13 protein-coding genes and 2 tRNA genes are annotated in these 12,425 nt (G+C 31.0%); 3 read left to right on the top strand and 12 right to left on the bottom strand.

Annotated elements, in window-relative coordinates; translation table 11 throughout:
* Nucleotides 1-317 precede the first annotated feature (317 nt).
* The 12 genes from J7574_RS03130 to J7574_RS03080 all read right to left on the bottom strand — a co-directional run bounded on the left by J7574_RS03130 (nucleotide 318) and on the right by J7574_RS03080 (nucleotide 9,965).
* Nucleotides 318-1,361, bottom strand: a complete 1,044-nt coding sequence (locus tag J7574_RS03130; RefSeq protein ID WP_290964089.1) for a Gfo/Idh/MocA family oxidoreductase — start codon at nucleotides 1,359-1,361, stop codon at nucleotides 318-320.
* A 103-nt stretch (nucleotides 1,362-1,464) separates the two neighbouring features.
* Nucleotides 1,465-2,535: an NADH:flavin oxidoreductase/NADH oxidase gene (locus J7574_RS03125; protein ID WP_290964084.1), complete on the bottom strand. Its 1,071-nt coding sequence runs from the start codon at nucleotides 2,533-2,535 to the stop codon at nucleotides 1,465-1,467.
* Nucleotides 2,536-2,675: 140 nt separating this feature from the next.
* The gene (locus tag J7574_RS03120; RefSeq protein WP_290964081.1) at nucleotides 2,676-3,308 is read right to left on the bottom strand and encodes an ABC transporter ATP-binding protein; all 633 of its coding nucleotides are present in this window, start codon (nucleotides 3,306-3,308) and stop codon (nucleotides 2,676-2,678) included.
* On the bottom strand, nucleotides 3,295-4,197 hold the full coding sequence (locus tag J7574_RS03115) for a hypothetical protein (RefSeq protein WP_290964079.1): 903 nt from the start codon (nucleotides 4,195-4,197) through the stop codon (nucleotides 3,295-3,297). The genes J7574_RS03120 and J7574_RS03115 overlap by 14 nt, the downstream gene beginning before the upstream one ends.
* A gap of 44 nt (nucleotides 4,198-4,241) precedes the next feature.
* A complete protein-coding gene (locus J7574_RS03110) occupies nucleotides 4,242-4,376 on the bottom strand; it encodes a class IIb bacteriocin, lactobin A/cerein 7B family (RefSeq protein ID WP_290964076.1) in 135 nt (44 codons plus the stop codon).
* A 139-nt stretch (nucleotides 4,377-4,515) separates the two neighbouring features.
* Complete coding sequence (locus J7574_RS03105; RefSeq protein ID WP_290964073.1) at nucleotides 4,516-6,666, bottom strand: peptidase domain-containing ABC transporter; 2,151 nt, start codon at nucleotides 6,664-6,666, stop codon at nucleotides 4,516-4,518.
* Between the two features lie 2 nt (nucleotides 6,667-6,668).
* Nucleotides 6,669-7,688 carry an HlyD family efflux transporter periplasmic adaptor subunit gene (locus J7574_RS03100; protein WP_290964070.1) on the bottom strand — a complete coding sequence of 340 codons (1,020 nt, stop codon included), beginning with the start codon at nucleotides 7,686-7,688 and terminating at the stop codon, nucleotides 6,669-6,671.
* A 583-nt stretch (nucleotides 7,689-8,271) separates the two neighbouring features.
* Nucleotides 8,272-8,439: a hypothetical protein gene (locus J7574_RS03095; RefSeq protein ID WP_290964067.1), complete on the bottom strand. Its 168-nt coding sequence runs from the start codon at nucleotides 8,437-8,439 to the stop codon at nucleotides 8,272-8,274.
* 11 nt (nucleotides 8,440-8,450) lie between these two features.
* Complete coding sequence (locus tag J7574_RS03090) at nucleotides 8,451-8,618, bottom strand: class IIb bacteriocin, lactobin A/cerein 7B family (RefSeq protein WP_290964065.1); 168 nt, start codon at nucleotides 8,616-8,618, stop codon at nucleotides 8,451-8,453.
* Between the two features lie 341 nt (nucleotides 8,619-8,959).
* Nucleotides 8,960-9,526 (bottom strand): CPBP family glutamic-type intramembrane protease, encoded by a 567-nt coding sequence (locus J7574_RS23155; protein WP_367272541.1) that lies wholly within the window; start codon nucleotides 9,524-9,526, stop codon nucleotides 8,960-8,962.
* A gap of 157 nt (nucleotides 9,527-9,683) precedes the next feature.
* Complete coding sequence (locus tag J7574_RS03085; protein WP_290964062.1) at nucleotides 9,684-9,809, bottom strand: hypothetical protein; 126 nt, start codon at nucleotides 9,807-9,809, stop codon at nucleotides 9,684-9,686.
* Nucleotides 9,810-9,827: 18 nt separating this feature from the next.
* The gene (locus J7574_RS03080; protein WP_290964059.1) at nucleotides 9,828-9,965 is read right to left on the bottom strand and encodes a hypothetical protein; all 138 of its coding nucleotides are present in this window, start codon (nucleotides 9,963-9,965) and stop codon (nucleotides 9,828-9,830) included.
* A 729-nt stretch (nucleotides 9,966-10,694) separates the two neighbouring features.
* Between J7574_RS03080 and rseP the strand changes: the two genes are divergently transcribed.
* The 3 genes from rseP (at nucleotide 10,695) to J7574_RS03065 (ending at nucleotide 12,307) form a co-directional block, all read left to right on the top strand.
* Nucleotides 10,695-12,038, top strand: a complete 1,344-nt coding sequence (rseP, locus tag J7574_RS03075; RefSeq protein WP_290964054.1) for an RIP metalloprotease RseP — start codon at nucleotides 10,695-10,697, stop codon at nucleotides 12,036-12,038.
* 83 nt (nucleotides 12,039-12,121) lie between these two features.
* Nucleotides 12,122-12,195, top strand: a tRNA-Asn gene (locus tag J7574_RS03070).
* A gap of 38 nt (nucleotides 12,196-12,233) precedes the next feature.
* Nucleotides 12,234-12,307 (top strand) — tRNA-Asn (locus J7574_RS03065).
* Nucleotides 12,308-12,425 lie beyond the last annotated feature (118 nt).

The following is a 12,425-nucleotide window of genomic DNA, read 5'->3' as shown; positions in this document are numbered from 1 at the left end:
AATTCAAAGGTTTTCATTTGAATTCTGCTTATTAAAATTACAATTTTTCGGGTTTAGTAGAATTATAATCTGCTTCATTTTTTATTGAAACAAAAAAGGAGCATTCTAAATTTTAAGATTGCCCCTTTTTTTATATGAATGTACGCTTGTTCCGTAGAAACATTTGGTTGGTAACAGATATCGTTCGCAATATTTTTACGTTCCGTGGGAGCGTTTGATATTTAATGCTAAAAAATGATGTTTAATCCAAACGTTCCTATGGAACGTATATCTCGATGGGCATTTGCTACCGACGAAACATTCCTAACGGAATGTTGTTATGATATACCTATTACTTTTTGTTGTGCATTACTCGCAATTGCGGCTTCTATTACCTGCATTACTTTTACGCCTTCGTCTGCCGTAACAGGCTCTTTTTTATTGTTGGCAATCGAATCATAAACGCCATCAAAGAAACTAAAATAATTACCTTGTAACGTTGGGATTTTTTCTCTCACAATTTTACCGTCAATTTCGGTATGCAAAAGCCCTTGAAGACTTTCGTCTTCTGTTCCCCAAGAGTCTAAATTGGGTTTCTTGCCTACTTTCAACTCGTCTTCCTGAACATCTCCACGCGGTTTTAAGAAAGAACCTTTTTTTCCGTGCAGTGTATACGCAGGATTGGCTTCGCGTACAAAAAAACCTGCTTTTAAACGGACTCTGAAATTGGCGTAAAACAATGATAAATCGATCCAATCGTCTACAACCGAATTTTCTCTGGTTACACGAATGTCTCCAAAAACGGCTTTCGGACAGCCAAACAGACTTATCGCCTGATCTATAATATGAGGCCCTAAATCTTTTAGAACTCCTGCACCATCGTTTGCCGTTTCTTTATGCGCTTTTGGACTCAATAACGGATTGTATCGGTCAAAATGAAATTCAGCTTCTACTAAATCTCCTAAAACACCATCATCAATTACTTTTTTTACGGTTTTAAAATCGCTGTCCCATCTTCTATTTTGGAAAACAGCCAGTTTTAAATTTTTTTCTTTGGCAATTTTAGCCAACTCTTTTGCTTCAGCCGCCGTTGTGGTAAACGCTTTTTCGACAACAGCATGTTTGCCTGCTAAAAGCGCTTTTTTTGCATATTCGTAATGCGTTCCAACTGGCGTGTTTACAATTACCAAATCGACATCGTCGCTTAATAATTCGTCTAGCGAGGCATAACTTTTTACGTATGGATAATCTTCTTGAATTAATTTTTTGCTTCTCTCCCAAGAACCTAATAATTCAAATCCTTCGTGAATATCCAAAAACGGAGCGTGGAAAACCTTTCCCGACATTCCATATGATAATAATGCTGTTCTTATCTTCTGCATTGGTTTAGTTTTTTTGTTTGCCACGAATTGCACAAATTTCCACGAATTAAAATTTTATACTCATTGATTTGTGTTAATTCGTGCAATTCGTGGCAAAAACATTTTAAAGTTTAGCTCTTTCGTATTGTTTTGGCCATTGAATATCGTCGTTTAATGCTTTGGCGAAATCTAGAGGCAAATTCGGATTTCTCAAAGATTCTCTTGCGAATAAAATTAAATCGGCTTGATCCAAATTTAAAATTTCCTCCGCCTGTTTTGCTTCCGTAATAAGTCCAACAGCTCCCGTTGCAATATTAGCTTCTTGTTTTATTTTTTCTGCAAAAGGAACTTGATACCCAGGACCCAATGTTATTTTTTGATGCGAAACCAATCCGCCTGACGAAACATCTATTAAATCTACTCCTTTTTCTTTTAATATTTTAGAAAGCTGCACAGATTCTTCTGGATTCCAACCATTTTCTGCCCAATCGGTCGCTGAAATACGAACAATTAACGGCAAATCTGAAGGCCATTCTGACTGAACTGCTTCTACAACTTCTAAAGTAAAACGAATTCTGTTTTCAAAACTTCCTCCGTATTCGTCTGTTCGTACATTGGTTAAAGGCGATAGAAATTGGTGTAATAAATAACCATGAGCGGCATGAATTTCTACAACCTGATATCCTGCTTCGACTACTCTTTTGGTTGCAGTTTTAAAATCTGAAATTACTTTTTGGATTCCGTTTTTGTCCAAAGCTTCCGGAAGAAATGGTTCTCCTTCATGATACGGAATCGCACTTGGCGCAACAGTCTGCCATCCGCCTTGAGCGAAATCTAATTTTTTATTTCCCAACCAAGGAGCCGAAACACTTGCTTTTCGTCCAGCATGAGCCAACTGAATTCCAGGAATCGAATTCTGAGAAACAATAAACGCATTGATTTGTTTTAATTTTTCGATATGTTCGTCTTTCCAAATTCCAAGATCGGAAGGAGAAATTCTAGCTTCTGGAGAAACCGCAGTTGCTTCCTGAATAATAAGTCCTGCGCCACCTGTGGCACGACTTCCTAAATGAACAAGATGCCAATCGTTTGCAAATCCGTCAATTGCAGAATACTGACACATCGGCGAGATCGCGATTCTATTTTTTAAAGTGATTTTTTTTATGATGAGCGGAGAAAATAATTTCGTTGCCATAGACTTGTAACTTTTAGTGGATTTTTAATGCTCGAAATGAGCAAAATTTTATAAAAAGTAAAGTTACGGTATCTTGCTAAAACGAGAAATCGAAATGTTTATTTATTAACAAACATTTAAATCACATTCTATTTTAAAAATCAGCTAAAAAGTTTTTTCTCTATTTGTGAAAAGTCCTTTTTTTCAAACGCCTGTACGTTTTTATCTTTCAAGAGAAAAATTTTATCGCAGTCTTTATATAGGATTTCTAAAATATGAGAAGAAATTAAAACGATACTAATTTTCGAAAGTTCTCTAATGTAATTCATTAACAAATAATTCGATTGTAAATCAAGCCCGTTAAATGGCTCATCAAAAATATATACATTATAATTTTTTTGAAATACAGCATTCATATATGCTTTCTTTTTCATTCCAGTCGAAAAGGTTTTAATAAGTTTGTTATTAGGAACGTCAAATAAATCAATTTTATGAGTGGTTTTTAGATCTAGCAATTCTTTATAAAAAACAGAAAATTCATTTGCTGTCAATTCATTATAAATTGGCACTTCGGTTGGGATAAAAGCAATATCATTGTTTTTCAATGGAAAATTATTATAGACTATTTTTCCTTGAAAATTCGTAAGCCCTACAATACATTTAAACAACGTAGTTTTTCCTTCCCCATTTTTGCCTACAATGCCATATATACCACTTTCCAAAATATGTAAATCAACATCCTGCAAAATAATCTTCTTTCCAAAAGATTTTTCTTTTATACTAATCTTCAACATTCTTCAAATTATTTATTGTTTTTATAGACTTATAATATAAAAAAGGTAAAACCAAAAATGGCAATCCTGTTTGTGCAGTTCCAATAAAAAAAGCAAAAAATATTTGTTGCAATAATGGATTAGAAAAAAAAGTATATTTGAATAAAATGCTTATCAAAGGAAAAACAAAAACAATTGGTATGAATAGTAATAAATTCCACTTTTTAAAAATGATGAAGCAAATAATTAAGGCGATATTTAGAATAAAAGTGTTTGTTAAAGTAGCTTGAATTTGTTTTAGCAAATATTTTTTTGGGTTAAATGTATTCATTTTTAAATGTATATGTTCTTCTCTATTAAATGATGACCAGGAACTAACAATAGATACAATTAATAAAGTTGAGATATTCAGATTTTCATTATGGTATTCACTTCCCAAAAAATTAAGGAAAATAACAAGCGGAATAAAAATAATGAGTTTGTTTTTTCTAAAAGAAATATGCCAAAACGGATCAATTAATCTAAATGGGTATTTAAAAGTTCCATACTCAACTTTTGGTAATAAAATCAACAAAAGAAGTATTGAGAGGTGAATAAAAAAAACATCAAATCTTTTATTTACGAAGTAAACTAATAGAAAAGGAAAACTATATATCAAATATTCAAGAATTAATAAAAGCCTATATTTTCTATTTTTTTTTAATAAATCAAAATCCTTTCTGTTTTGATGAGAAAAAACCAACTCTAACGCAAATACTAAAAACAAATAAGGATATTTTGGAAAAATTCTATTTAAAAAATATACTACAGTAGCATAAAAAAGCAAAAGCAAGATAATTCCTAAATGATCATCTTTAGGTAGAATTTTTCTAAATCTTATTAAAATTAAATATTTGAGAATTTGTATCATTGATAATTAAAAACAAGCAGGGACTTAATCCCTGCTCTTTATTGCTAATATGCATTTGTAGAATACAATAACAATCCTATTAAAATTATAGGCCATATTCCGCCTTCTACTTCTTGCGACTCTTGTATACTTAGCTCAGCTAAGCCAAGATCTTCTAAATTTACTACTTCTAAATTCATAATGTAATGTTTTAAAAAATTAATTAAATGTTTTAAACAAAACCATTTTCTCGAGAATCATTTTGTTATAACAAACTTATCATAGTTCCGTCTAATAAAATTGGACGGAAGTTGAAAAACATTATTTTTTCTTCGAATCTTATAGCAAATTCTGTTTATTCCACAGATTATAATATTCTGATTTTTGTTCCAATAAATCAGAATGATTTCCAGACTCTACAATTGTTCCGCTTTTCATTACCAAAATAGTATCAGCGTTTGCAATTGTACTCAAACGATGCGCTATAACAATTATAGTTTTTCCTGATAATTTAAAATTATCGATAACCTCTTTTACAATTTTCTCTGAATGTGTATCGAGTGATGATGTCGCTTCATCCATTAATAAAATTTCAGGATTTTTATAAAGTGCTCGGGCAATTGCAATTCTTTGTTTTTGCCCGCCAGAAAGCATTGCTCCATTCTCGCCAATTTGAGTTTCAAAACCATTGGGCAATTTTTCTACAAACTCATAAATTCCAAGCTGTTTTGAAAGCTCTAAAATTCTTTGAATATTAGGAAAAGATTCCCCTAAAGCAATGTTTTCTATAATATTTCCAGAAAACAAATTAAGCTGTTGGGGAATAACACCAACAATTTCTCTTAAACTCTTGTAATGAACAAACTGGAGATCAAAATCTCCTATATTGATTTTACCTTCTTTTATCGGATAAAGATTTTGCAACAATGAAATTAAAGTCGTTTTCCCGCTTCCACTTTCTCCAACAATAGCCGTTGTTTGATTTTTCTTGAATACCGCATTAAAATTCTTAAAAACTTCTACTCGAGATCCATAGCGAAAAGAAACATTTTCAAATTTTATATCTCCTAAATTTTCTTTTGTCAGTTCTATTTTATTTTCTGTTTGCTCTCTTTCTAAATCCATGATTTCAAAAAGTCTATCTGCAGCAATTAATGCATTTTGAGCTGTTTTGTTCATGTTTATTAAAGAGGCTACAGGCGAAGTAAAATAGCCAATAAGAGCATAAAATGAAAACAACTCTCCAGGCGTAATTGTTCTGTCTATGACATAACCCGCTCCAGCCCACATTAAAATAACTGTAAATATGGAAGCCAAAAATTGTGTTGAAGAACTGGCAAAAATCGTATTCAAACCCGATTTGTAAGTTGTAAATAGAAGCTTTACAAACTTATTTTCTGTTTTTAGATTTGAAAACTCCTCGATTCCAAATTCTTTTACAGTTCTTACATGAGTAATACTTTCTACCAATTGTGTTTGCAGTTCTGCCATGTTTTCCATAATGTTTCGCTCCACTTTTTTATTGAATTTATTCAGAGCAAAATAGATTAAAGCATAAAATGGAATTACAAGAAGAATGATCAAAGCAAGTTTCCAATAATAAGTGAACATTAACGCAAATGAAAAAAATACGATAAAGACATTTACAATCATCTCAATCGCTACTTCATTTATAAAAGAGCGAATTTTTACCGCATCGTTTATTCTCGAAATAATTTCACCAATCTGCATCGTATCAAAAAAACGCTGAGGAAGATGCAGTAAATGTTTATAATAACCCAAAATTAATTTAGCATCTATCAGCTGTCCTGTTTTCATCACAAAAATGCTCTTTTGAGAGCCAATGTAAACTTGCAGTAAAATAATGGCAACCATCGAAATACTTAATAAATTCAGCAGGTTTTTATTGCCGTCTACCAAAACATAATCTGTTATTTTTTGTATATAGATTGACATTGCCAAACCTAGAACAGTATATAAAACTGCTCCAACTAAAGCCTGAATCAATATAGTTTTATGTGGCTGAATTAAATCCCAAAATCTTTTAACGGCTGATGTTTTTTCGTTTACTGTTTTAAAATCATCATTTGGTGCAAAGAGAATTAAAACTCCAGACCATACTTTTTGAAATTCCTCCAAAGCATAAACTTCCATTTTGCCAAAACCTGGATCCATCACCGTGATTTTAGCTTTTTCGACTTTGTATATTACCACATAATGATGATATTGCTCTTTGATTACAATATGAGCAATTGCTGGAAGCGGAATTTTATTTAAAGAATCTAAACCGCCCTTAACTCCTTTGGCTGTGAAACCCATCTTTTCTGCAGCTTCAATTATTCCTAAAACATTAGTGCCGCGTTTATCCGTATGGGCAAATTGACGAATTCTCGCTATAGGCAGATTAACTTTGAAATAATTTCCGATAGAAGAAAGACAAGCAGCGCCACAATCTTTAATATCATGTTGTTTTACTTTTATTGAAGCCATTTTTATGCATTATTTGAACTTTGCTTTGGGTTTAACCAATTGTCTACTTTATCAAATAATAAATCGAATAAACTTCTGCGAGTTATTATATATCTAGAGGTTAAAGTCATTCCTTTTGAAACATCAGTTTTGTATCCAGATTTCAGTTTTAAAGTTTTAGAGTCTAAAGAACAGCGCACTTTAAAAAAATTCTTTTCACCTTGAATTGTTATGTTTTGATCTATATCTATTACTTTTCCTTCCAATAATCCCCATTGATTGTAATTGAACGCATCTAACTGGAATTTTACTTTTTGATTTTTCTTAATTAAACCAATATCATTTGGAGAGACAATATTTTCTACAATAAGATGATCTGCCGAAGAAATTGTTGCAATTGGTTGAGATGCATTTATAAAGGATCCTTTCTGAATACCCGAAAAATTCTCTATAGTGCCAGAAATAGGTGCTAAAACAACATAATTATTTGACTCTGCATTTATTTTAGCAACAGTTCCATTTAGATTTTTTAGTCGTTCTTCTAAATCTCTTTTTTGGTTTTCCCAAGTTGTTTTTTGCTGGCTAATGAAACTCTGCAATGCCTGTTTTGCTAGGCGAAGTTCATATTCGAATTTCTCAAAATCTGCTTTTGCAATAATATCTCTATCGAATAATGTTTTATTGCGGTCATAATTAATTTGCGCTTGCAAAATTTTGCTCTGTAATTCGTTTCTGCCCGATTGAAATTTGAGTAAATCTTCACGCGCAACGGCTGTCAACAAGCCGGAAGTCTTGTTTTGCAAAAGATTTGAAATGTCTTTTAATAAAACTGAAGCTGAAGCCGATAATTCACCTTGTGTCGTCTTATCGCTTTCCAGATTTTCAGTAGCTATTTTCAAAAGCGTATCTCCCTTTTTAACATACACATTATTTTTTAACGCTATTGCTATAATTCTACCACTTACCATTGCAGAAACTGGAACATTATCAGTTTTACTTTTAATTACACCGCGGCTCTGACTGCTGATATCTATTTTTATCACTGGCAACAACGTCAAAAAAACAATTAAAGCCAGAAGAATTATCAAATAAATAGAAATGCTCCTAGTCTTGTTTTTTGAAATAAGATTTTCGAGAGTATTAATAGGATCAGAACTGAAATTCATTTTTATTATTAAAAAGAATATCCTCTTTATCTAAAGAGAATATTACTAGATTATTGATGCAAAAAGTGTCCACTTTCTAAAAAAAATATTCTTTCTACTTTTTAATGCTGCTTTTAACATTAATCATATAAAGAAAAAACACAACTGTTAGTCCAGAAGAAATTCCAATTAAAAAGGAACAAATATGGTTTTCGGGATATTTTCTTAATACAGTAATTGTAATGAAATATATTGTTCCTGAAATAAAGAGAAGTTTTTTTTTCATAACCAATTCTAAATAAAATTAGAATAAGCTCTAATACAAATTGAAAAGAGGTTATTCATAAAAATTAAATCAATATTTTACTTAAATAACCTACAGTATAGCCTATTGCATAAAAAGATATACATATAAATAAACCCAATCTTAGTTGTTTTAAAAATTTAGATGATTCCATAATAAAATATTTTTTCTAACTTGTTAATGTGTTGCATTATAATACCCCAAGGCGAAACAACCAGGTGCAAACCCAACCATAAATGCCGCAACAACCATCCATTTTTCCATTTGTCCCCCTTCAATTGATATCATTTCTTCAAACGACAATTCAATTATTTCATTTTCTTTTTTTTCAATTAAACTTTCCATAATATTAATTTTTAATGTTTCATAAAATAACCTACTGCGTAACCAGCAGCATAACATGCTCCAGCTATTTCGATTGCTGCAAGAAGTACTGGTAAAATACCTCCTTCAATTTCTTCCATTTGATGAGCATTAAGCTCAACTAAATTCAAACTTTCTAAGTTCATTACTTCTAATTCCATAATGTTTAATTTTAAAATGTTAATTAATAAATCCAACAAAATTCATTTTCTCGAGAAGTATTTTGTTAGAGCAAACTTATTATAGTTCCGTCCAATAAACTTGGACGGAAGTTAAACACTCTCTTATTTATTTGATTTTTTAATTCTAAATCATAAAAAATGAACTTAATTTTATCTCTACTCCATATATGGTAAATAATGTACGATTTAGAAAGTCTTCCATTCCATCCCATAATAATAAAAAATACATGAGAAGGAGAAAAAAAGTGATTTTCAAAGCATTTGTTTTTAGTTTTTTTATATCTAGTTTTAGCATTAATGATTTGTTAATTGTATTTTTTTTACAAAACGATAGCTATGAAATTAAATAATGAATGCAATAAAAGACCCCAAAAAAAACCATTTTTTAATCTTAAATTAGTAATAAAATAGCCCATAATTGATTGAGGTAAAACAAAAAAAGGATAAAACAAGATTAATTCTGGGTGTATTATTTTAATATTTGTGATATGCAATAACCCAAAAGAGATTATTGAGAAAACAATTAACCACTTTTTCTTTTTTTGAATAGAATTTATGATTTGCGGAGTTAAATATGTCCACGCGAGGATAAAGCTAATAACGGTAAGAACAATAATATAGAAATACAATACATTCTGAAAATCTAGTTTTATAAAACTTCTTCGCAATATTTCATGCACGAGAATACTTAGAAAAATCGAAATGTTTTTTTTGTTTACTACTAAACCTAACCGAAATAAAATTTCCTCAATGAATGGTCCAATAAAAACTGTTAAATAAATTGGATAATTATCATATCTATTTTGTGTTTGGTGTATTAAACCTACAATGGATTCAAAATGAAGATACCTTGTCACTATAAAATCCAATGGCAAAATTATTACCATAACAACAATAATAATGAGACCTATACCTAAAAAATAGGATTTTAATAACTCTATAACCTTTTTGAACAAGTTATAATTTATCAAATTGAATTGCATTTTTAATCTTCAAATATTTAAATCATGAACATAGAGGTTGCTCATCACAACCTCTAAAATCTTAAATACGCAATAATATTGTCCAAGCAACGTCTATCATTTCTCTCAATCTTCTACCGTTTTCATAACAACTTTCGCATCCTCCATTAATTTCTCTTAATTCCGTCTCTTTCAATTCTTCTAACATAACTATATTTTTTTAATATTATAAATCAAATAATCCTCTAAAAAAATCTTTAACATGAGGTTCACATTCTAAGTATATACAAACTGGGCATCCCCCATCAACTTCCTGCACTTCATAAGTACTAAGCTCAACTAAATTCAACTCTTCTAATTCCATAATGTTTAATTTTAAAATGTTAATTAATAAATCCAACAAAATTCATTTTCTCGAGAAGTATTTTGTTATAGCAAACTTATCATAGTTCTGTCCAATAAACTTGGACGGAAGTTTGAACCTCCAAAAATCTCTCTGGCTTCATCGTCCTTTATTATTTGTAGAGAAAAAATTAGAATCAATTCAAATGGAGATTCATAATAAAATGTCTCTCTCTCTTTTTACAATACCTTACAGGAGCATCAAGTTCTTTTATAAGATCTAATTCATTGTAAAATTGGCTTCTACTCACACATAATTTTTTTGCAAATGCTAAAGGAGAACCTGTTTTTTCTCCACAAATTAACTTGTGCATTTTTTTTATTCTTTCAATTTGTCTAATAAAATTCATAATCTCACGGTAAAAAATTAACAAAACAAAACATCCATTAAGAATTTTAAAACAGTTGTGTTAACTATTTAAGAATATTCTTAATTAATTTAAAAATTGAAATTAGAATTGAAATTTAAAAAAACACTCCTTGAAAAGTTTTAAAAATGTCACAATACGACATTTTGTAACATTTTCCTGCTATGAAGTACTAATAACTAGTAATTTGGATTTACTTTTTTGTTTAATAAAAACTAATATAATTATTAACAAACATTTAAAACCTTAAACATTATCTTGCACACTTATATTAAAATAGAAAACGCTACTTTTGTGCGTTAAATACGAATTAAAAACAAAAAATGGATATAGTTATCAAACTCTCTCAATTTCTATTGAGTTTATCTTTACTTATTATTCTTCACGAATTAGGGCATTTTATCCCTGCTAAATTGTTTAAAACTAGAGTCGAAAAATTTTATTTGTTTTTTGATGTTAAATATTCTCTTTTCAAAAAGAAAATCGGAGAAACAGAATACGGTATCGGATGGCTGCCGCTTGGTGGTTATGTGAAAATTTCTGGAATGATTGATGAAAGTATGGACAAAGAGCAAATGGCTCAAGATCCTCAGCCTTGGGAATTTCGTACTAAACCAGCTTGGCAGCGTTTAATTATTATGCTTGGCGGTGTTACGGTAAACTTTATCTTGGCTTTTATTATCTATATCGGAATGGCATTTGCTTACGGAGATACTTATATTGCTAATGCTGACTTAAAAGATGGTGTTGCAATCGAAAATCCTGCTATGCTTAAAGCTGGTTTTAAAACAGGAGATAAAATTATTTCTATTGACGGTAAAGCTGTAGAAAATTTTGACAGTGATATGAACATGAATGTCATCATGGCAAAACACGTTTTGATTGAAAGAAACGGACAACAGCAAACGATTACAATGCCGACAGATTTTGTAGATCAACTTTCTAAAACAGAAAAAGGAATGCTTATCGACATCCGCCGTCCTTTTGCAATTGGAAAAGTTGGAGAAGACTCTCCTAACCAAAATTTAAAAGCAAAAGATTTGATTCTTTCTCTTAACGGACAAAAAGTTAAATATTTTGACGAGGCAAAAGCAATTTTAGCTGCGAATAAAGGAAAAGAGATTTCTGCAGTTGTTTTACGCGACTTAAAAGAAACACCTCTTACTCTGAAAGTTTCTAAAGAAGGAACTTTAGGCGTTCTTGCGGGCGGTTTAGACATGAAATCTTTAGAAAAACTAGGATACTATAAAATAAGTACAAAAGAATACGGTTTCTTCGAATCTATTCCGGTTGGTCTTGAAAAAGGAAAAGATCAATTGGTAGGTTACGGAAAACAATTGAAAATGATTTTTAATCCAGAAACCAAAGCTTACAAACAAGTGGGTGGTTTTGCTGCGATTTACAACATTTTCCCGAGTTCTTGGAGCTGGGAAGTATTCTGGTCAATCACTGCTTTATTATCAATTATGCTTGGAGTTATGAATTTATTGCCAATTCCGGCTCTTGATGGTGGACATGTGATATTTTTATTGTACGAAATAATTAGCGGCAAAAAACCAAGCGATAAATTCTTAGAGAATGCGCAAATGGTTGGTTTTGTTTTACTTATTTCACTACTACTATTTGCTAACGGAAACGACATTTACAAGGCAATTGTAGGCAAGTAAAAAAAAGTCAAAAAAAGAGTGAAAATGTTTTTGAGAAACTAAAAATAGTTTTATATTTGCACTCGCTAAAAAGAGCAACAACTTCCTCCTTAGCTCAGTTGGTTAGAGCATCTGACTGTTAATCAGAGGGTCCTTGGTTCGAGCCCAAGAGGGGGAGCAACTTTTTTTAGCAAACATATTTACCTTTAAGGTGATTCCTCCTTAGCTCAGTTGGTTAGAGCATCTGACTGTTAATCAGAGGGTCCTTGGTTCGAGCCCAAGAGGGGGAGCTTAAAAAAAAGACGATCAAAATTGATCGTCTTTTTTTTTGTTTAAATCCCAATGCTGAAAATTCCAATATTAAGGACGTTTTTTAAACCGCAAAGGGCGCTAAGGTTTACGCAGAGG

The organism is Flavobacterium sp. (assembly GCF_017744675.1).
GTDB lineage: Bacteria > Bacteroidota > Bacteroidia > Flavobacteriales > Flavobacteriaceae > Flavobacterium.
Note: the sequence above shows the minus strand (reverse complement) of the source record. Positions and strands in the feature narration are given on the sequence as shown.

Excerpts from the sequence above, each read along its gene's own strand:
- J7574_RS03130 (WP_290964089.1), bottom strand. The coding sequence starts at position 1,361 with ATGCAGAAGATAAGAACAGCATTATTATCATATGGAATGTCGGGAAAG.
- J7574_RS03125 (WP_290964084.1), bottom strand. The coding sequence starts at position 2,535 with ATGGCAACGAAATTATTTTCTCCGCTCATCATAAAAAAAATCACTTTA.
- J7574_RS03120 (WP_290964081.1), bottom strand. The coding sequence starts at position 3,308 with ATGTTGAAGATTAGTATAAAAGAAAAATCTTTTGGAAAGAAGATTATT.
- J7574_RS03115 (WP_290964079.1), bottom strand. The coding sequence starts at position 4,197 with ATGATACAAATTCTCAAATATTTAATTTTAATAAGATTTAGAAAAATT.
- J7574_RS03110 (WP_290964076.1), bottom strand. The coding sequence starts at position 4,376 with ATGAATTTAGAAGTAGTAAATTTAGAAGATCTTGGCTTAGCTGAGCTA.
- J7574_RS03105 (WP_290964073.1), bottom strand. The coding sequence starts at position 6,666 with ATGGCTTCAATAAAAGTAAAACAACATGATATTAAAGATTGTGGCGCT.
- J7574_RS03095 (WP_290964067.1), bottom strand. The coding sequence starts at position 8,439 with ATGGAAAGTTTAATTGAAAAAAAAGAAAATGAAATAATTGAATTGTCG.
- J7574_RS03090 (WP_290964065.1), bottom strand. The coding sequence starts at position 8,618 with ATGGAATTAGAAGTAATGAACTTAGAAAGTTTGAATTTAGTTGAGCTT.
- J7574_RS23155 (WP_367272541.1), bottom strand. The coding sequence starts at position 9,526 with ATGGTAATAATTTTGCCATTGGATTTTATAGTGACAAGGTATCTTCAT.
- J7574_RS03085 (WP_290964062.1), bottom strand. The coding sequence starts at position 9,809 with ATGTTAGAAGAATTGAAAGAGACGGAATTAAGAGAAATTAATGGAGGA.
- J7574_RS03080 (WP_290964059.1), bottom strand. The coding sequence starts at position 9,965 with ATGGAATTAGAAGAGTTGAATTTAGTTGAGCTTAGTACTTATGAAGTG.
- rseP (WP_290964054.1), top strand. The coding sequence starts at position 10,695 with ATGGATATAGTTATCAAACTCTCTCAATTTCTATTGAGTTTATCTTTA.